16 protein-coding genes and 4 pseudogenes are annotated in these 19,151 nt (G+C 42.2%); 5 read left to right on the top strand and 15 right to left on the bottom strand.

The window, feature by feature from the left end; translation table 11 throughout:
* Positions 1 to 17 precede the first annotated feature (17 nt).
* The 4 genes and pseudogenes from JCM19039_RS25630 to JCM19039_RS13345 form a co-directional block, all read right to left on the bottom strand.
* Positions 18 to 502: pseudogene (locus JCM19039_RS25630) on the bottom strand (carbohydrate ABC transporter permease).
* A gap of 23 nt (positions 503 to 525) precedes the next feature.
* The gene (locus tag JCM19039_RS25625) at positions 526 to 834 is read right to left on the bottom strand and encodes a hypothetical protein (RefSeq protein ID WP_238545045.1); all 309 of its coding nucleotides are present in this window, start codon (positions 832 to 834) and stop codon (positions 526 to 528) included.
* The gene (locus JCM19039_RS13350; RefSeq protein WP_042427943.1) at positions 831 to 1,718 is read right to left on the bottom strand and encodes a carbohydrate ABC transporter permease; all 888 of its coding nucleotides are present in this window, start codon (positions 1,716 to 1,718) and stop codon (positions 831 to 833) included. Before JCM19039_RS13350 ends, JCM19039_RS25625 begins: the two co-directional genes overlap by 4 nt.
* A gap of 51 nt (positions 1,719 to 1,769) precedes the next feature.
* Positions 1,770 to 3,020: an ABC transporter substrate-binding protein gene (locus JCM19039_RS13345; protein WP_052398795.1), complete on the bottom strand. Its 1,251-nt coding sequence runs from the start codon at positions 3,018 to 3,020 to the stop codon at positions 1,770 to 1,772.
* A 129-nt stretch (positions 3,021 to 3,149) separates the two neighbouring features.
* On the opposite strand from JCM19039_RS13345, the gene JCM19039_RS25620 reads away from it, so the two are divergent.
* A complete protein-coding gene (locus JCM19039_RS25620) occupies positions 3,150 to 3,665 on the top strand; it encodes a helix-turn-helix domain-containing protein (protein WP_238545044.1) in 516 nt (171 codons plus the stop codon).
* Entirely contained in the window at positions 3,578 to 4,306 is a 729-nt protein-coding gene (locus JCM19039_RS25615) for an ROK family protein (protein ID WP_307190259.1), read from the top strand. Before JCM19039_RS25620 ends, JCM19039_RS25615 begins: the two co-directional genes overlap by 88 nt.
* Positions 4,307 to 5,293: 987 nt before the next feature.
* Here the strand turns inward: JCM19039_RS25615 and JCM19039_RS13330 are convergent.
* The 5 genes and pseudogenes from JCM19039_RS13330 to JCM19039_RS13310 form a co-directional block, all read right to left on the bottom strand.
* A complete protein-coding gene (locus JCM19039_RS13330) occupies positions 5,294 to 5,620 on the bottom strand; it encodes a hypothetical protein (RefSeq protein ID WP_238545043.1) in 327 nt (108 codons plus the stop codon).
* A 606-nt stretch (positions 5,621 to 6,226) separates the two neighbouring features.
* Entirely contained in the window at positions 6,227 to 6,562 is a 336-nt protein-coding gene (locus JCM19039_RS13325) for a YxeA family protein (protein ID WP_042427942.1), read from the bottom strand.
* Between the two features lie 15 nt (positions 6,563 to 6,577).
* Positions 6,578 to 8,497, bottom strand: a complete 1,920-nt coding sequence (locus JCM19039_RS13320) for an ABC transporter permease (RefSeq protein ID WP_042427940.1) — start codon at positions 8,495 to 8,497, stop codon at positions 6,578 to 6,580.
* Positions 8,494 to 9,272: pseudogene (locus JCM19039_RS13315) on the bottom strand (ABC transporter ATP-binding protein). The gene JCM19039_RS13320 and the pseudogene JCM19039_RS13315 overlap by 4 nt, the downstream one beginning before the upstream one ends.
* Positions 9,273 to 10,484: 1,212 nt before the next feature.
* Positions 10,485 to 11,345, bottom strand: a complete 861-nt coding sequence (locus JCM19039_RS13310; RefSeq protein ID WP_042427937.1) for an alpha/beta fold hydrolase — start codon at positions 11,343 to 11,345, stop codon at positions 10,485 to 10,487.
* A 187-nt stretch (positions 11,346 to 11,532) separates the two neighbouring features.
* Between JCM19039_RS13310 and JCM19039_RS13305 the strand changes: the two genes are divergently transcribed.
* Positions 11,533 to 12,132 carry a CGNR zinc finger domain-containing protein gene (locus JCM19039_RS13305; protein ID WP_042427934.1) on the top strand — a complete coding sequence of 200 codons (600 nt, stop codon included), beginning with the start codon at positions 11,533 to 11,535 and terminating at the stop codon, positions 12,130 to 12,132.
* 576 nt (positions 12,133 to 12,708) lie between these two features.
* Here the strand turns inward: JCM19039_RS13305 and JCM19039_RS27990 are convergent.
* The 6 genes and pseudogenes from JCM19039_RS27990 to JCM19039_RS13285 form a co-directional block, all read right to left on the bottom strand.
* Positions 12,709 to 12,804 (bottom strand): annotated as a pseudogene (locus JCM19039_RS27990) (hypothetical protein); the annotation flags it as partial.
* A 219-nt stretch (positions 12,805 to 13,023) separates the two neighbouring features.
* A complete protein-coding gene (locus tag JCM19039_RS13300) occupies positions 13,024 to 13,593 on the bottom strand; it encodes a TetR/AcrR family transcriptional regulator (protein WP_042427931.1) in 570 nt (189 codons plus the stop codon).
* A complete protein-coding gene (locus JCM19039_RS13295; protein WP_042427929.1) occupies positions 13,590 to 14,300 on the bottom strand; it encodes an MBL fold metallo-hydrolase in 711 nt (236 codons plus the stop codon). Before JCM19039_RS13295 ends, JCM19039_RS13300 begins: the two co-directional genes overlap by 4 nt.
* Positions 14,301 to 14,539: 239 nt before the next feature.
* A complete protein-coding gene (locus JCM19039_RS13290; protein WP_042427927.1) occupies positions 14,540 to 14,833 on the bottom strand; it encodes a hypothetical protein in 294 nt (97 codons plus the stop codon).
* Positions 14,834 to 15,272: 439 nt separating this feature from the next.
* Positions 15,273 to 15,509, bottom strand: coding sequence for a LysR substrate-binding domain-containing protein (locus JCM19039_RS26605; RefSeq protein WP_052398793.1), 237 nt, complete (start codon positions 15,507 to 15,509; stop codon positions 15,273 to 15,275).
* A 29-nt stretch (positions 15,510 to 15,538) separates the two neighbouring features.
* Positions 15,539 to 16,159 (bottom strand): LysR family transcriptional regulator, encoded by a 621-nt coding sequence (locus tag JCM19039_RS13285; protein ID WP_052398792.1) that lies wholly within the window; start codon positions 16,157 to 16,159, stop codon positions 15,539 to 15,541.
* Positions 16,160 to 16,503: 344 nt separating this feature from the next.
* On the opposite strand from JCM19039_RS13285, the pseudogene JCM19039_RS25610 reads away from it, so the two are divergent.
* Together JCM19039_RS25610 and JCM19039_RS13275 are read left to right on the top strand one after the other, a co-directional pair.
* A pseudogene (locus JCM19039_RS25610) lies at positions 16,504 to 17,480 on the top strand (M24 family metallopeptidase).
* A 16-nt stretch (positions 17,481 to 17,496) separates the two neighbouring features.
* Positions 17,497 to 19,113: a glutathione ABC transporter substrate-binding protein gene (locus tag JCM19039_RS13275; RefSeq protein ID WP_042427924.1), complete on the top strand. Its 1,617-nt coding sequence runs from the start codon at positions 17,497 to 17,499 to the stop codon at positions 19,111 to 19,113.
* The last annotated feature ends 38 nt before the right edge of the window (positions 19,114 to 19,151 follow it).

Here is a 19,151-nt window from a genome sequence, read left to right as displayed (position 1 = left end):
ACAATGTTTCCCCTCTCTTACTTCACTGAACCACTGACTAATCCTTTCACTAAGTGCTTTTGTAAAAGCACGAAGATCACAATGACTGGAAGGACAGAGACGGTGGCAAACGCCATCAGATCATTCCATTCAATTCCATATCGTCCCACTGCATTATGAATGCCTGCGGTCAGCGGCCAAAGGCTCTGGTCACGATTAAACGTAATACTAAAAATCAAATCTCCCCAAGCAAAGAAAAACGAAATCGCTGCACATACAATAATGCTCGGTAAAGAGACTGGGATAATCACGCGGATGAATGCGGTAAATCGGTTGCAACATCAATCGTTGCCGCCTCCTCCAGTTCTCTAGGTATGCCAATAAAAAACGTCCGTAATATTAACACGGAGAAAGGAATGCCTAGTGTGGAAGTGGCTAGGATCGGCGCCCAATAACTGTTTAATATAGCCAATTCATTAAAGGCAATAAATAGTGGAGTTAGAACGACCGTTGCCGGTAACATTTGCGTGACTAAAAAAAGCAGGATCATCGTTTTTTCCCGCGTACGCGCAAACGAGCCAGCCCGTATGCAGACGGAACTGCCAATAGCAACACGAGAAGGGTCGCACCCGAAGCGATGATCACACTGTTCAGAAAATACCCGCCTACCCCACTGGAAAAGATATTGACAAAGCTCTCAAACTGGAAGTTTACAGGAAAAAAAGTTGGCGGTGTTTGAAAGACTTCTGTCTGTGTCTTAAATGCCGTAATGACCATCCAATAGACAGGAAACAAAAACAGAGCAACAATCACGACACCGACAATGTTTAACACCCATTCTTTCTTCTTACTCATATCTTGTCCCCTCCTTCATCTTTTTGCATAATCCAAAGGTAGACGAGACTCACGACGAGCAAGATTAAAAAGAGTACGTTCGCAGCGGCTGCACCTAAACTGAAATTGAACTCATTAAATGACAATCGGTATGCCAATGTGGACAACACCTCAGTTGAATTTAGTGGACCTCCTCCTGTCATCACAAAAACAAGATCAAATACTTTGAACGTATAGATAAAACCAAGCATCATCACAATGAGTATGACCGGCTTTAACATTGGAAGCGTAATATGGACGAGCTTCTGGAAACCATTGGCTCCGTCAAGACTCGCACTTTCAAATACATCTTCTGGCAAGCTGCTTAATCCTGTTGAGAGCAAAAGCATGTTAAATGGAATCCCTACCCAGATATTTGCAATGATAATGCTCCAAAGCGCAACCTCCGGGCTTGAAAGCCAAGGAATTGCCGAGTCGATAATTCCTACCGACATCAGCATTTGATTGAAAATTCCTTCTGATGATCCCATCATAAAACGAAACAACAACGCAGTTACCGTAAGTGGAATCAACCAACTAATCATCATAATGCCTCGTAAATAACCCGCAAACCTAAATTTCATACTGAAATAAAGCGCAAGCAAAAACCCAATGACCATCTGAAAGAAAACACTACCTACGGTATACACCAACGTGTTCCAGACGGAAAGACCAAATGCATCACGATTCATTAGCTCACGATAGTTATCAAGACCTACAGCATTGCGATCACCGGCGAGGTTGCTTAGGTCAACATCTTGAAAACTTAGGACTACGTTGTACACCAGTGGATAACCAATCAAAATAATCATAAACAAGACTGCAGGCAACACAAATACATAACCTTCAATTTTTTTCACGATCATGGTCCCCTTAGAGGGCGGGCCTAAGGTCTCGACGTTAGACCCACAAATTCGTTACTCACCCGAAATATCGTCGATTTGATTTTCCGCGTTTTCCATTGCTTCTTCTGGTGTTGAACTGTCAGTAAGCACTTCCTGGAGAGCCAACTGCAACACTTCTGATATTTGTGGCCATTCTGGTGATGGGCCTCGCGGATGAGCATCTTCCATAATTGGAACAAACCCACTTAAATAGGGATCCTCGCTCCAAAAATCAGATCCTTCTAAAATGTCTTGTCTTGCAGGAAACACACCTGTATCGGCTGTATACTGCTCATAACGCTCTGGTTCAAATAACCATTGGAAAAACTCCCATGAATCTTCCACATTGCTATCACGAATAATGGCGAGATTCTCTCCTCCAAGTACGGACGCATGCTCTTCATCGCGTGGAATTTGTGTGATGCCAAACTCCAAATCCGGGTTTTCAGAAGTGAGCCGGTCGATATTCCACGGCCCATTTATCATCATTGCCAGGTTCTCTTGAGCGAATTGGCGAGCAAGATCATCTTGAGTCGCATTGAGTACATCTGAACTCATGGAGCCGTCATCCATGAGACTCTTTAAAAATTCTAGTGAACGGATTCCCTCTTCTGTGTTGAGGCGATCATAATCGGCACCTGTCGACTTTAAAAACGGGTAAAATTGAAACGCTCCTTCTTCTGAGCGGACGGCTGACATCGCAAAACCTTGGATATGATCATTCGTCAACATTTCTGCATATTCCCGAAGTTCATCCCACGTTTCCGGTGGCTCTACCCCTGCTTCATTCAACAATTCTTCGTTATAATAGAGGCCGAGTGCATTACTGGCGAATGGCAAACCATAATGCTTCCCATCGTGCATCGCCGATTGAAGCGGTCCCTCATAAAAATGTTCTAATTCTTCCCAATCCTCCACTAAAGGAGTCATATCTTCCAGCACATCCATAGCTGCGAACGATGCATTGTCAACATTGTCTAAAAACACAAGGTCAGGAAGGTTCCCTCCTGCGATTCCAACAGAAAGCTGCTGAGCAATGTCGGGAAAAGGTATGTATTCTCCAACCACTTCTACTTCATCTTGAGAATCATTGTATTCTTCAATCAATTCAACAAATAGATCTTCTTGATTGCCTGTAAAGTAGTACCAAAGTGTAACTTCCCCGCTATTACCGCCTTCAACATCCGTCTCCCCTTCAGTATTCCCCATTTCGTCTATGGATTCACCACTGCACGCGCCTAATAGTAGAATCAACGAGCCAACACCCATTGTTTTTTTGAACATTGTAGAACCTCCCCTATAGTTAGTTTAATGATTAAACTAACTATAGGTTTTTTTGTAAGCGTTGTCAATAATAATTGTGTATAATAAAAGGAATTAAGATAGGCATTAAACGAAGGTAGGGGTAAATACATGCGCTCTCAGAAAACTGGAGATTTGAACCTCGTGAAGAAAATCAATACATCCATTGTGTTAAATACTATAGAAACAAGAGGCCCCATCTCACGGGCACAAATTGCAAAAGACACAGGTCTTAACAAAGCCACCGTATCGACACTGGCTAATGACCTGATGAATGACTCCCTCATTTATGAAATCGGGACAGGAAATTCAAATGGGGGGAGAAAACCTGTCATGCTCTACTACAACAATCGAGCCGGTTTTTCCATCGGTATTGATTTAGGTGTTAATTATGTATTAGCGGTTCTAACAGACTTGAGTGGAAATATTTTAGATACACTTACGGAGAGTTTGCAGGAACAAAGTATAGAGGCTGCCGTTCGTATCATCGTCAACATGATTTCTTCCCTGAAAGATCGTGCTCCTGAAAGTCCTATGGGATCGTTGGTGTTGGCATCGGCGTTCCTGGTATTGTCAATCATGAAGGAGAAATTCTTTTTGCACCGAATCTGGCGTGGGAAAATGTAGATCTTAAAAAACAGATTGCGTCTCAGACAGGGCTAGTCGTAACTATAGAAAATGAAGCAAATGCAGGCGTCTATGCTGAGCACCTTTATGGCCTTTCAAAAGGAGAAGCCAATCTCGTTTATGTAAGTATAGGCATAGGAATTGGCACTGGCATCATTATTAATCATGAATTGTACCGGGGATCAAACGGAATTTCTGGGGAAATGGGGCATATGACCATTGAAGCAAATGGTCAAAAATGCCGTTGTGGTAACCGAGGCTGCTGGGAGTTATACGCGTCTGAAAAGGCACTACTCGACAAAACCGATGATCAGAACCTTCATGTATTAGAAGAAAAGGCGAAAAAGGGAGATGCTGAAGTACTTCAACGTTTACATGATATAGGCGTTAATATAGGAATCGGCTTAGTGACCATTATCAACACATTTAACCCTGAAAAAATCATCATCGGCAATCGACTCGCGAGGTTTGAACCTTGGTTAAATAATGGGATTCATCGATCTCTCGATCAGAGGCTCCCCACCCAAAACCGTCAATCGACCTCTGTCATTTATTCAAGACTTGGGCATTACTCTTGTGCGAAAGGAACCGCTTCCTTTGCGATTCATCACTTTCTACATGAACACCGAGTGTTCATGTAGATCATTTCGTGCTCATAAGAACCTTTCACAATCTCCATAAGCGCTAATGGCAAGAGATCGCCCGGGCGAACGAAACAGCAAGCAAGAGGTGCATGTTTGCCTTTGTTATTCTCTTTAACGAATGGGGCTTTGAGGAAGTTAAATTCACCATTCATCCTCTTTTGAACGTAGAGCTTGAGCAAGATCTATCGTAAAATCAATCTGACGAATCCCGCTTTTCTGTTATCTCAGTGGGGCATTATGCACAAATCACTTTACTTCAATGGGCACGGAATCACAGAATGCTCACTTCTTTAGGCGAGATTACTTTTCATTAATTGAAGATGAAGGTGGTGGAAAAATTACGGTAAAAAAGATGAAAGCACGCTTAGTCAACCTTGCATTAGGTGAATTTGTAGCCGTGTGTATATTTATTTATGTTTATTACCTATTGGATTTGGGGGCTGCCAGCCTTTTTGCATTCGCTTATCTTGTTTTTATCCTTTTGCAGGGGATCTTCTATTGGCTATATCGCTACCTGTCCATAAAATTTAAATTGAACTTTCATACTCAAGTCGCTAAAACCTATCGATATTTACAAAAAATAACGAGCCTTTTATGTTTACCTGTCGTATTGAACATCGCGATAAATTATAGCAATGGAACAGACATCATCATCGCCATAGCAATTTTGATATTTTCATTGGTCGAGTATGTCAATTATTTTTGTTATAGGTTAAGTTATGGCAAAACCGGGTTTAACCTCATCATCTTGAAGAATCACAAGCTGAAGAAGTCGAGCCTACACACATTGATCAATCGGTACGCACGGCCTTCATAAACCCGCACCCATCGTTTCTAAGAGATTGGTATGGCATTCACCATTCAAACCAAAGAACACCACCGAAATTCGGTGGTGTTCTTTGGTTTTGTGGTTCTGCCGTTATGCCCATGTTGGAGACATATGTCCTCTAAGGCACATGTAATGGTAAGGGATAATCCCCCTTGTTACTCCTTATCATCCTCACTTTTCTTACGTGTCCCTCTTGCTTTTCTGTACAGATTACCGGGAGCTTCTGACGATTTGCCAATCACTTGGTTGGCTTTGCCTGCCGTGCCTTTTAGAATTCGCCCCGACGTGTCGGTTGCTTTTCCGACGAGACCGCCTTCACCAGAAACCGACTTGACGATGCGTCCCGCCGAATCGACCGTGTTCCCAAATGCGTCCGTCACTTCCCGAGACGTATTCTTAACGAAATTATCCTTCTTTTTTGGATGGTGGTGCTTATTTTCTTCGCTTATGACAAACCCCTCTCCTTTCGGATATAAGGCCATGTAAGAAGGCTATGTATTCCAGCGATAAAAATGAGTATTTTTTGCAATACAAGCCGAAAGGGCTAAAGGTTTGCAGAGATTTAGGACCTGCCTCCTGAAACGACACATGTTTTAGTACCCTTAACTACACACTTCGGCATGAAAGTTCCATTTTTTATCAGGTGTCAGAAAAACACAGCAAAAATTACACGATCCAATAATTATAAAATTAATCTTAACTATACGAGGATATTCTAAAAAACGGCTAAAGATTAAAAAGCAATGCACAAAGCAATAGCAAGAGTAGAAGCTAATCAATTCTTTAGGCATTTACAGAAGTATCAGAAAGTCCTTCAACCTTCTCTGACATTCCTTCAGTTTCCCTCATTCATTCGATCAAAGGGTTATACAATAAATATCATTCAATAAGCGAGAACCATGAACAGCCACCCAGACCACCTAATCCGCGATATGAAAATGAAGCGAAGGGGAAATTTGAATCTTCCCCTCTAGACATGAGTAATAGCATTACTGAGTTACACAAACTTGTTGATGCAGCTCCGTGTAAAAAGGTATTCTCTTGCCTATCACAGGGCGCTGTATTTGAACACCGTAACATTAGCTAGTTTATTCATTCCGTGGCATATTTTCTTCCTCTATAAGTTCGTATTCTTCTGTATAAGACCCTTTGGCGAGTACTCTTACGAATGTACCTTGATCAAGTGTAGTGCTGGTGGTGAATACTACTCGTTTCGTCTCTCCGCTTTCAGTGACACCTTGCTCCCTATATCTATATCTTCCGTCATCATCTTCAGGTTCTTCTCGAACCTCGACATATACATATTCCTGCTCCATCAATGGATTAAAACGATCAATTGTTTCACGAAATAGCAGGTACAAGCTAGCAATCGTAACTATAGTGACGATGACAGCGAGACAAGAAATGATGATCTTCTTTTTCATCACTTTTCTTCCTTTCTATAAAGCATTTGTGACGATTCTTTTGTAATAGCGAATGGTAATTATGATAAACAGCAAATAGATGACAATATACACTACCATACTAATGATGATTGGGGTGAGCATGCTTGCGGCAATAAGAACAGAGCCCACATTAAGAGCAAAAGTAGCGTGCAATAACCCAACTCCTAGAGGAATCAAATAAACAAAGAGCTGTTTACGAACGATGCCTTTCATCAAATCGTTTACATGGAATCCAAGTTGTCGTAGTGTTCGATAATGGGTTTTTTCTTGTTCAGCTTCCGTCATTTGTTTAAAATACAATATGCTTCCTGTTGAAAGGAGAAACACCAAACCTAAAAATCCGGCGATGAAAATGAGAAGTCCGAAGTTTTGGACCGATTGTTCATATGAGGTATAATAGTCAATGATAAAATCACTATTTACACTGATTAGAAAGATCTCGGAGGCGATATCTGATTTTTCAGTTTCTGATAACTGAAATGTATCAAAACTCAAGTATTCTTTGTGTTCATCGTCTTGAATGCTATCTCTCATTGCTTCGAATGTTTCTTCAGTAACAAGCAATTGATTGCCAAAGAACCTGTAATTCATTACGTTATCTAACCGATACTCGGAGACAGTTAGCCGATTTGTTTCATCGTTTGATGTGTACTGCACATCTTTTGGAGATGAAAACTGCATCCCTTCGATAATGGCTCGATTATTATGAAGTATGGCGTTTCCATCTTGGGGAAACTCAACATCTAATCCAGCCTGTGCCACCTGCTCTGCTGAGAAAAGCATAAACGTTGTTTGACGATTGTCTTCATTTGGATCCTGCTCCACCCACGCGCCATCAAATCGTATGGCATCTAGTTGATAATGTTCGAACTTAATCTGCTCCTCTTCTAACCTACTTGATATCGCGGCAGCTTCCTCCGGCATATTTTCCACCGCAAAATCAAAAGGCATCGCCAACCTCGTATCATTTTCGATTGAATAATACAAGGAATAAGAAAGGGAAATCATCGTGATGGTCATCGCAGACAATACTGTGATTACGGTTAGTGAATTGGCGTGTCCCTTCATTCTGTGCATTAATGGTGCGATCGACAGGCTATTATACAGACCGAGGTTTCCATTTTGCTTTTTTCGATAAACATATAATATCCAACTTATTGTCGTATGGAAGACGACATAGGTTCCAAGAATGGTACTTGTGAGAACGAGTAGCATAAGAAACAGCAGCTGATCGGCATTGTCTACTATCAAGGTAGACACGTAATAGCCAAACCCGATGAGGCTTATTCCTGCTACCCCTAAAATGCTTGAAACAATGCTTGGACGTTTGACAAATTCATCATTTTGATGATTTGCTTGAAACAATTGCAGTAGTGTACTTCGATAAGTCGTCCATATGATTTGAATGGATGTAACCGCAATCAAGCAGGAAAAAACAGCAATGGTTTGGATAAGCGCCTGACTGGAGAAGCTTAAGCCAATCGTAGTTTCAATACCGATCAGGTTCATAAATAGTAAAAGAAAGAGTCGCGAGAGCAAAGCGCCGACTAGCAACCCGATGAGTAAAGCGCCTAGACCAAGAATTGTGTGTTCCAAGATCAGTACCCTAGCGACCCAAGCCTTTGACAAGCCAATTAACTGGTACAATCCGATTTCTTGACTGCGTCTTCGAATAAAGATGCTCGTCGCGTACATCGTAAACACAATGGTAATGAGAATGAGTAATAATCCAGCAACTTGAAAGGCCATGGAGAAGTTCACGCTAGCTTCACCCATAGTAACAATCATTTCGTCATTTTGTAGGGTAGAAAAGATAAAATACAAACTTATGCTGAAGATCATGGCGAAAAAATAGAGATAATACATTTTGATGTTTTTTCGCATGCTCCGCATCACTAGTTTCTGTGTATTCATTTCTGCGTGCCTCCTCCAAGAACGGCTTGCATATCAAGAATGTCCTTAAAGAGGGATTCTCTCGTTTTCTCTCCTCGGTACAATTCAGAAAAAATTCTTCCGTCTTTTAGAAAGACAACACGGTTGCAATAGCTAGAGGCCAATGGGTCATGAGTGACCATGACAATCGTGACTTGTCGTGTTTGATTAATTTCATCTAAATTCTCCAATAAATTGGAGGCTGCTTTTGAATCAAGGGCACCTGTGGGCTCATCAGCAAAAACAAGGGAAGGCGAGTGAATTAACGCTCTTGCTGCAGAGGTGCGTTGCTTTTGTCCACCCGAAATTTCAGAAGGGTACTTATTCGCTAATTCCGTAATACCTAAAATCCCTGAAATGGCACGAAACTCCGTTTCAGCTTGATTTTTGCTTATTTTTGTTAAAGAAACAGGTAGCAATATATTTTCTTTTACCGTTAACGTATCAAGCAAATTGTAATCCTGAAAAATAAATCCGAGATGTTGACGGCGAATGCTTGAAAGTTGGCGATCTTTCATTTTCGAAATCTCGTGCTCGTTTATAAATATTTGTCCGTCTGTGGCACGGTCAATCGTAGCCAATGTATTAAGAAGAGTGGTCTTGCCTGAGCCTGAAGGCCCATAATGCCAACAAACTCTCCCTCTATCACTCGAAGATTAATTCCTTGCAATACCTCTTGTGCATTTCCCTTTTGGCCATAAGACTTACTTACTCCCTCAGCATTTAAAACGGTCTTTGGTGTCTTTTGACTTTTCATTCCATACACTCCAATCAAGTTGTTCTATATATAGTGTAATTGTTATATGGGTATGGGTCGTACGCTTTAGGTGATAAATTGGGAGGCAATGTGATATTTTTGTCACTTTGCCAAATAAAAAGCAGTCAGGCTTTCATATCCTGACTACTTCCTCCTGCGCGGAATATTGGAATGATCGTCTAATCCGTTTATGCATGGATACGCAGCTCCTTGTCTATGAATTATTTTGGCAAATTCAAGTATAGAGGACATAGGAGCCTGCGTATTTTATTTTGACTCAGTTATTTTTCCACCCCAACATATAGAGCCGAATTTAGAGAGATCAGAGAGTAGGATTTCAATCGCTTCTGGATGTCACTATTAGATGTTCATTCATTGAACCTGATAATGGTCTAGTTAATTTACAAATGAATAATCCGACCTGCGAATATGTAATTGAGAACGTTACCAGTGGCAATGAAGTGCCCTTGGTTCGTAAAGGGGATTATACTTTCGAGGAGATTGAAATCAGGCTAGTTATTGACGGAGGCACGTTTGACGGACAATCCACAAATTGGATGAAAGTTTCCACGATTGCCTAACTGTTCGGTAAGCCCGCGATATGCGGGCTCTTTTTAGGATTATCATTCATCACATTATCAAACAAAATTTTGATCATCTTAATAATAATAAACCCGCTTATTGCTTGATATGATATGCCCCTCCAAAGTAGACACTTAAGAAGTTGACATCTTTGGTGTCTCCAACCTCTTTAGTTCCTATCATTCTGTTTCTGAATTCTAGAAGCCAATCATGGAAATGTGGATTACAAGCCCGAACGGTTTACTAGAGATTCTCCAATCACATAATTCGATACGACGACAAGACCCATGCTAATCACTCAAGGGGCAAATGATTCGTGCGTTATGAAAGAAGAATAAGATAAAATTGTTGAAGTATTGCGCAGCACAGAGTCAGGTATTGGGTACCTCGTGTTAGATGATGGGGGGCATGGTTTTTCAAAGAAAGTAAAGCGAAATTCACGTCACGATACAGATGATTAAATCTTTTTCAAACACGTTCATTATTGGAAAGTCAAATGTTCTCCAGAGTCGGTATCGTAATCTGACATACGCTGCTTGAGATGTACTTGTGATCATAGCCAGTACATCTACTGTTCTGGATGAGAGCTCTTCACTGGACAGCGCAGTGAAGAGCTCTCGTAGCGTGTATTTAAGCTAAACGATCTTTCAAAAATTGTTTAATTAGGTGGGCACTTGTTTCTAATTCTTCTTCTAGTGGAAAATGTCCCGTATTTAATAGATGAACGTCGCAATCTTTTAGATCGTTTTGGAAAGCTAAAGCTCCCTTTGGACCAAAGAACATATCATTTTTCCCCCATGCAACCAATGTTGGAGGTTGGTGGGTTCTGAAGTAGTCTTGCCATTCTGGATATTGCTTAACGTTGTTTTGATAATCGTAATACAACGCAAGCTGTATTTCATCATTACCTGGGCGATCTAAAACGAATTGATCCATGTTCCAAGCATCCGGACTTATTGCTTCAGGTTTACGGGTGCCATCTCTGTACTGGTATTCCGTAAAATCTACTTTTAAGAGGTGTCTTAAACTGTTCTTGTTTTCTTCACTAGGATTTTCCCAATACGTGCGTATAGGATCCCAAGCTGACATTAGTCCTTCCTCATATGCATTTCCGTTCTGAGTAATCATGGCTTGGATACGTTCAGGATGCTTTACTGCCAATCGAAAGCCTATAGGCGCCCCGTAATCATGGACATATATACTGAATGTTTTCAACTTTATTTTTTTTACAAATTTATCAATTGTAAGCGCAAGGTTATCAAAATTATATTCAAAATTCGCCATGTCTGGTTGATCGCTGTTTCCGAAACCAGGATAATCAGGTGCAATAATATGGAACTCATCCATTAACTTAGGTATTAAATTGCGAAACATATGGGAAGAAGACGGAAAACCATGCAGCAGGAGGATTGTCGGATTTTCCCGATTGCCAGCTTCTCTGTAAAAAACGTTAATCTGATCAATTTCTTCTGACTTATATTGAATAAACAATCTTATCACCTCATGTAGGATTTATTCACCTTATTAACAGAAACGAATGAACACCACGATCTCCTTTCTTTTTATATTATAACCTTTAATAAATTATTTTAAAGGTTATAATAAGCATAATACCCCCATCCACTTAACTTGTAAACATATTTTTTATAGGTTAGAATGAAGCGTGAGGTGACAAGTTTTGGACAAACAACTATTCACATTAGGTGGAAAGGCGTGGATTAACCTAATAAACACGAATTATATCGCTGATAATCAAGAATTTGATATTCTCTTTCAACCATCAAGTGCTCTGCACTGGCTAGATGAAAATGTTTTACTTCGTCCTTCAGACGTTCAAGCATTAGGAAATCAGGAATTGTTTGATCAGCTAATTGTTAAGCTCACTTTACTTCGTGACCTTAGCAGATTGGTTCTAAGGGATTTAAAAATCGAAGGGAAGGTTTCTTTAGCTGTTGTAGATTCGTTGCAAGCGTTCACTAAAGAGATACGGCAAGGCCTAAAAATTAACCTTGAAGCTGAAAAGCTAGTGTTGGTTTCAGAGGGAGTTACGACTATAGATCACGTTCTCTACACATTATTTCAGTCGATTTTTGAAACGTTAGACAATGTGGCAATTTCGCGCATTAGGAATTGTGATCATCCAGAGTGCCGTCTTCATTTCGTTGATACTTCAAAAGCAGGAAAAAGACGTTGGTGTAGTATGGATTTATGCGGAAATCGCCAAAAAGCAGCTGACTTCTATGCCAGAAATAAAAAAGCAAGAGATAGTGCACATTAAAGGGCAGTTGCCGAGGTCAAGTCCATCTTTATGTGTAAACGTGTTACAACGAGGAGCCAAGTCATTCATTTGGGTTTGAGGTGTTGTCTTCAAAGAGCTTGCAGGCCCCTTGGAAAACCAATTCTTAGAAGAACTTTCTCGTAACAATGGTCGTTTGTTATGCTACAACGACGTGTCATAATCTTTCGGTGCCGCACCGATAAGTCGGAATGCTGGCTGGGGGTTCAGATAGATGTTGATGATGCGCTCCCATCGACGAATTTCAAGGTGGAGTCGTTCGATGTATTTGGTTGTCCGTCGTTGTGGATGATAACGATACAGGCTCACTCATAAACTGAATGGCATCTTCAAAGCCTTCATCGAACACGGCTAAAGCATACTCAAATTGTGGCTGTCCTCATAGGAAGCCACACGCTCATTTTTCATCCGGCGTGCGCGATCTGGGCAGCTCTGTAAAAATAGATGCGTCAGGATTGTACGGAATTCTTTAGTCTCTTTCTTAGGTAACCTTGCGATTAAATTTCTTTTGAAATGAACGGTGCACCATTACCCACTTAATCGTTTGAATTGCTTTCTTCAAGCTGCATGAGCAGTGGAAGGTGAGAACTCCCCTTGTCGGGTGCGCGGAACCTTCAATGTCATTTTCCCCGAGCTCATCGTATCGTCTCGCTCGCAGTACCCATTTCACATACCCACCCAGTCTTCCGAACGTTCATAGTCACTTGCTTTCTTAACGCGCACAACCGACCAGGCAAGAAGCATCGATTTCCTTCTTTACGTATGGGAATGTTAAATTCTTCTTGCTAAACAGTGAGGCGGAGCTAGAAGAGATAGAAATCCAAGCCGATTGGTTAGAGGAACAACTCCAAGCAAGTGATGCCACATGGACAATTACTTTTCGAATCGTTGGATACCTATTAAAAACGTTTCAATCATTACATCTAAAGAATCGTTTATTTGGTAATCCATCTTAAATCCCTGCGCTGATTCTAGCATAACAAAGCCGTGTAATAGGCTTCGTAACATTCGGACCAAGTGAACCGTATATTCTTCTTCAAACCCGAGCTCATAGAGCGGTGTGCGCACAAGATTGATTATTTGATCTTGCAGTTCTTTCAGTTGCGCATGGTGCTCGTCATAAGAATGCGTAGCGGCTTCATATTGCCCAGGGTAAGCTCTTGCGAAATCAATGTATGCATAACTAAAAGATGTTAACGCTTCACGGTTGCTTTGGTTGTGAGTGGCTAAATGAAGTTTTTGATAAAGAAGCAGACAACTGTGAATCGCTAGCAACTCATGCAATTCGTCTAATCCACGAATATGATTATAAAGAGACGGCGGTTTTATATCCAAATCTTGAGCGACCACACTGATGGAAACATAACTTAGTCCATTTTGATTTGCAATTTTGGCTGCGGAATTGACAATATCCTTGCTCGTTAATCCTCTTCTTGGTGTCATTTATACGTCCTTCTTATCGCATCTTCGATCGACTGATCAAGCAACTTCGCAGGTGAATCGACCATTTTCCCATGACCTGCTGCTATCATACTTGGGTGAATCGTCTGGATTTTTTTCGCACTTTGAATGGCTTCTTTTTTGTTCCATGTTGCCAATGCAGGTGCTGGAAAGGTCCATCTTAACGTTCCCGATACAGAAAAACCCCCACGCACTTGGAAAGCATCTCCAACAATCACAGCATCGGTTCGTGTATCAATCAGACTAATTGAACCTGGAGTATGCCCCGGTGTTGCCAAAACCTCCAGCGAACCGATTCGATCTCCTTCTCGTAACGTTCGATCTGGTTTTGTTCGGATGTTTTTAGGGACTCCCCCACGAATTTTCAAATTTGGTTCCCCGGCTTGTAACTCTCTATTTCCTCTTAACAACTGTTCATCTCTTTCGGATATGCTCACTTCAACCTTCGTTATCGTATCCTTAAGTGCATCGAGCGAACCGACATGATCACTATGGGCATGGGTTAACACGATGTGTGTAATCGGCTTACCTATCTTCCTTGCCACCTCTTTAATTTTTTTATGGCTAGTCGGAAGTGCCGTGTCAATTAATGTTAAGCATGCTTCTTCCTCAATCAAGTAACAATTCACAGGAAAGATATTTGGCATAAACGCAAGTTGATAAATATGACCCCATGTAGATACCTTCATAAAAAGCACTCCCTTAAACTAATGGTATTAGTTACAGCATAAACTAATAACATTAGTTTATGCAAGCATTGCTTTAATTCTGTTCACTGCTCGCTAGGAAAAACAGGAGTTTGACGGATCGGCCTATTCTGTCACCTTACAACTGCGGCTTGTCCATCAAATTCCCACATGAATGTTACGTCGAGGATAAAAGCATTGATGGCGATAAGGAACGAATCCTTATCGCCATCACCGCCAGGTTACTCCTTATCGTCCTCACTTTTCTTACGTGTCCCTCTTGCTTTTCTGTACAGATTACCGGGAGCTTCTGACGATTTGCCAATCACTTGATTGGCTTTGCCTGCCGTGCCTTTTAGAATTCGCCCCGACGTGTCGGTTGCTTTTCCGACGAGACCGCCTTCTCCAGAAACCGACTTGACGATGCGTCCCGCCGAATCGACCGTGTTCCCAAATGCGTCCGTCACTTCCCGAGACGTATTCTTAACGAAATTATCCTTCTTTTTTGGATGGTGGTGCTTATTTTCTTCGCTCATGACAAACCCATCTCCTTTCGGCTATAAGGCCATGTAAGAAGGCTATGTGTTCCAGCGATAAAAATGAGTATTTTTTGCAATACAAGCCGAAAGGGCTACTGGAGTGCACGCTGTTATAACAAATCGACGGAGGCCAATAATGAGTCTTGGTCGGTGGGCACGTAGACGCTCGGTCGTTTTTATATCTGAATGGGCTAATGGACTCTGAATATCGGCAACTTCCTTTCGTACGAGTGCGTGACGGAACGTGTGGGCACTCCGTTCACATAAACATACGGCAGGTAAAAAGAAATCAGGTAATTGGTATATCGTCAGAAGCACCCGGGAAATTGTATAGAAAAATGAGGACGAGTAGGGGGAAAAAGGGAATTTTTTCATAGCGTGGCGGCGATAAGGGGTGAGTCCCTTATCGCTTTTTCATGTTGTAACCGGCTTTCTTTCACCTCTCCGATTTCATCTTTTGCAGCAGCTCCACAATCCGGTGAACGACCGGCACTTGCGTTGCTTTACTCCAGGCAAGGACCGTTTCTTTATGATGGAGAACATCAATTTGTCGATAGACAACGTTTTCATGTTTGATGAGTCGGGTTGACTCCGGAACGAAGGAAATGCCGAATTCAGCAGCGACGAGGGAGACCATGGTCTGTTGTTCCGTTGAATATTGAGAAATGTTCATTGTCGTATGTGACTTTATAAAGAGGGCATTTATTGCATCGAAATAACCTTCCCCTGCTGAACGGGGCTGATAATTAATGGTTCTTTATGCAGCTGATCCATCGTCAATGGTTCCGGAACTTTAGCGAGAGGGTGAGTCTTCGGCAAGCTGACAATCAGTGCCTCCCTGTAAAAAGGGAATGTATGAATATCTTCATCATCAACTGGTGGGACGAGCAGAGCGATGTCGATCTCCCCCGTTTTTAGTGATGCCATTTGCTGATTTGTCGTCTGCTGCGAGACGTGTAGCTCAAGTTTCGGGAAACTCTTCTTAATTTGTTTCAATACTTTCGGTAAGATTTCATAGACGACCGATCCTCCAAAACCGATGGCAACTTTTCCTTGTTCACCACGGGCGATAACTTGAACAGTATCCCGGTCTTTATCAATTCGCTGTAATGTTTTACGTGACATGTCGTAATAGTATTTCCCCGCTTCAGTGAGAGCGACTGTCCGCTTTGTCCGTTCGAATAGCTGGACACCTAAGTCTTCTTCAAGCTCTTTGATTTGCGCGCTGAGTGGAGGTTGGGAAATCTTTAATTTTTTGGCGGCATTACCGAAGTGAAGTTCTTCGGCTACCGCAATAAAATAGCGTAAATGTCTAAGCTCCACGCATAAATCTCTCCCTCGTAATTTAAATATTTGTTTAATACTTATTGCGTATTATACACCGACTCATAAGTATGATGAAAGCGCCTTCACCTTTGTTATGCTAAATGAAATACTATTTGGAAAAAATGAGAGGGTGGTCATGATGCTACTGCAAATTCCCGAAACTGAAATTAAAGAGAGGCAGCAAATATTTAAACAGCGATTGCAAGATCGTACCATTGACGGAGCCATTTTGTACGCATCCATCGATATTTTTTACTTGACCGCGTTTCACTTTCGGCCCTCAGAACGGCCCATTGCCTTAGTTTTGATCAAAAGGCAGCTCTCACCTCTTCGTTCCTTTAATGGAGAAAGATCATGCAGAGACGTATGCCCTTGTTGATCACGTTCACGATTATCCTGAGTACCCGGGGCTCAAACACCCGATGGAACATTTTAAAGATTATCTTCATTCGATAGGTATGACTCAATTAACCATTGGGATTGATGGCGACGGCTACAGCTCCCCTAAAGGATATCGGGGACCGAAGCTGAGTGAATTGCTCGATAATCATTATACATCGGTCTACGGTCTTGTGGAAGAATTGAGAAGTGTGAAATCTAAAAATGAAGTTGAATTGATCAAAGAATCGTGCCGCTGGGCGAACCTCGCCCATTCACTTCTCGTCAAATATTCAAACGCGGGCAAAACAGAAGTTGAAATTGAGACACAGGCAACAGCGGAAGCGACATTGGCGATGATTGAAACGCTCGGGAAAGGATATTTACCAAACGGAAGTCCAGCTCACGCTTTCTATCGTGGTCAGATCGGACCCCATTCCGCTTTTCCACACTCACAAAATCAAAATTTAGTATTAAAACGTGGCTATAATGTCATTTCCCAAGCCGCAGCCCATGTGTGGGGCTACATTAGTGAACTTGAGCGAACGATGTTCGTTGAAGAAGTGAGCAAAGAACAGGAGCGCTACTTCAACCACATGAAAACCGCACAAGAAATCGCGTTCGATGCCATTAAGCCAGGGTCAAGGCGTCAGCTGTGGACATCGCTGTCCAAAATTATTTTAAAGAGGAAGGAATATCCCACTTGTCTCTGCATCACACCGGGCACGCTCTCGGTCTTGTTCATACTCATGAGGCCCCGTTCTTTGATACTGGAGACGCCACCGTTCTTGAGGCAGGAATGGTGTTCTCCGTAGAACCTGGGTTATTCGTTCAAGGTCTCGGTGGCTTTAGGCATTCAGATACCATTCTAATTACAGACGAGGGAATGGACATGTTAACGTATTATCCGCGTGACTTGGAATCGCTCATTATTACTTAAAAAGGGGATGGGTTTAATGCGTCACATACGATTTGTATTTTTGCTTAGCGCTTTGTTCATCATTGCTGGTTGTTCAACTGATTTAGAAGAAACACCGAATCAAGATACTGAATCAGAAGCCGATGCCAATGCTGATTCTGCTAGCGAGCCCACTGCGGGTGGGGAACTAACCATGGCCATTCCAGCGGACATTACCGATCTTGATGCCCATGGTGCAAGTGACCGTACATCCGGAACGGTTAAATTAAATGTGTACGAGACTTTAGTTGCTCCTGATGAAAACATGGATTTGCAACCCCTTCTAGCCGAAAGTTACGAACAATTGGACGATCATACGTGGGAGTTTGTATTGGAACAAGACGTCACCTTCCATGATGGTGAAACGTTTAATGCAGAAGCGGTAAAAGCCAACTTTGACCGTGTGTTAGACCCAGAAGTTGCCTCTCCGATGGCTTCGCAATTTAATATGATTGATCAGGTTGAAGTCATCGACGACCATGTCGTGCACATCGTGACGGAAGAGCCATTTTTATCGTTGCCGAATAATTTATCGCACTTTGGAGGCGGCATGATTAGTCCAAAAGCAATGGAAGATGATGCAGCAGGAAATCACAACCTTGACCTTCATCCTGTCGGTACCGGCCCATTCGTCTTTGATTCTTGGGATCAAGGAAACCGCATTGAATTTACTAAACATGATGACTACTGGGGAGAAGAGGCACACCTTGATCACTTAACGTATCAGATTGTCCCTGAGCAGTCGACGCGCATCGCCATGCTTGATACCGGCGAGGTTCATATTGCTGATGATATTGAGCCTGTAAACAGTAGCTTGGTTGAGTCCATGGCGCACGCAAACCTACTGGCAACAGAGAGCATGCGTTCCAACTACTTTGGGTTTAACGTTCAATCTGAACCGTTTGATGATCCGACCGTCCGTCAGGCGATTGCAGCGGCGATTGATACGGACACGCTTGTTCAAGGGCTTTATGGCGACTACGGAAGCAAAGCGACAGCCGCCATTAACGAATTCATCTTCGGCTATAATCCGAATGCCGCTTATCCAGCCTATGATGTGGATGAAGGACAGGCATTGTTGTCTGAAACAGACGTTGACGGTGGCTTTTCAACGACGTTATGGGTTGAAGAAAGTGACGCGCTTGCTTTGCAAGCAGGAGAGTACATTCAAGATCGGCTCAAGGAGACACTAAACATTGATGTGTCTTTGCAACAGCTTGAGTGGGGAACGCTACTAAGTGAAACGGCTGAAGGTCAGCATGATATGTACATGCTCGGTTGGTCGAACAATCTCGGAGACCCAAATGACGCCCTTTATCGTCAGTTCCATTCTGCGAATTTCGGAGGTCCAGGCAACCGCATGTTTTACGAGAATGAAGACGTCGACGAAATGCTGATTGAAGCACGACAGGAAAGCGACGACGCTCGTCGCGAAGAACTGTACCAAGACGTTCAGACAATCTTAGCAGAAGACGTCCCGCGTATTGATTATGTCAATCCGAATTATCTATTAGGTGTCCATGAAGATGTTCAAGGGTTTCAGCAATTTGCATCCGAACACCACTCATTCCGTGAAGCCTATTTGGAAGAGAGCAGCAACGGCGAAGGCTATTGATGTAAAAAATAACCGCCCGTAGACGGGCGGTTATTTAA

Source organism: Geomicrobium sp. JCM 19039 (assembly GCF_000698145.1).
Taxonomy (GTDB): Bacteria; Bacillota; Bacilli; order Bacillales; family Marinococcaceae; genus Geomicrobium_A.
The sequence above is the reverse complement of the archived record's forward strand: the minus strand, read 5'-3'. Positions and strand labels throughout refer to the sequence as shown.

Excerpts from the sequence above, each read along its gene's own strand:
- JCM19039_RS25625 (WP_238545045.1), bottom strand. The coding sequence starts at position 834 with ATGAGTAAGAAGAAAGAATGGGTGTTAAACATTGTCGGTGTCGTGATT.
- JCM19039_RS13350 (WP_042427943.1), bottom strand. The coding sequence starts at position 1,718 with ATGATCGTGAAAAAAATTGAAGGTTATGTATTTGTGTTGCCTGCAGTC.
- JCM19039_RS13345 (WP_052398795.1), bottom strand. The coding sequence starts at position 3,020 with ATGTTCAAAAAAACAATGGGTGTTGGCTCGTTGATTCTACTATTAGGC.
- JCM19039_RS25620 (WP_238545044.1), top strand. The coding sequence starts at position 3,150 with ATGCGCTCTCAGAAAACTGGAGATTTGAACCTCGTGAAGAAAATCAAT.
- JCM19039_RS13330 (WP_238545043.1), bottom strand. The coding sequence starts at position 5,620 with ATGGCCTTATATCCGAAAGGAGAGGGGTTTGTCATAAGCGAAGAAAAT.
- JCM19039_RS13325 (WP_042427942.1), bottom strand. The coding sequence starts at position 6,562 with ATGAAAAAGAAGATCATCATTTCTTGTCTCGCTGTCATCGTCACTATA.
- JCM19039_RS13320 (WP_042427940.1), bottom strand. The coding sequence starts at position 8,497 with ATGAATACACAGAAACTAGTGATGCGGAGCATGCGAAAAAACATCAAA.
- JCM19039_RS13300 (WP_042427931.1), bottom strand. The coding sequence starts at position 13,593 with ATGACACCAAGAAGAGGATTAACGAGCAAGGATATTGTCAATTCCGCA.
- JCM19039_RS13295 (WP_042427929.1), bottom strand. The coding sequence starts at position 14,300 with ATGAAGGTATCTACATGGGGTCATATTTATCAACTTGCGTTTATGCCA.
- JCM19039_RS13290 (WP_042427927.1), bottom strand. The coding sequence starts at position 14,833 with ATGAGCGAAGAAAATAAGCACCACCATCCAAAAAAGAAGGATAATTTC.
- JCM19039_RS26605 (WP_052398793.1), bottom strand. The coding sequence starts at position 15,509 with ATGAACATTTCTCAATATTCAACGGAACAACAGACCATGGTCTCCCTC.
- JCM19039_RS13275 (WP_042427924.1), top strand. The coding sequence starts at position 17,497 with ATGCGTCACATACGATTTGTATTTTTGCTTAGCGCTTTGTTCATCATT.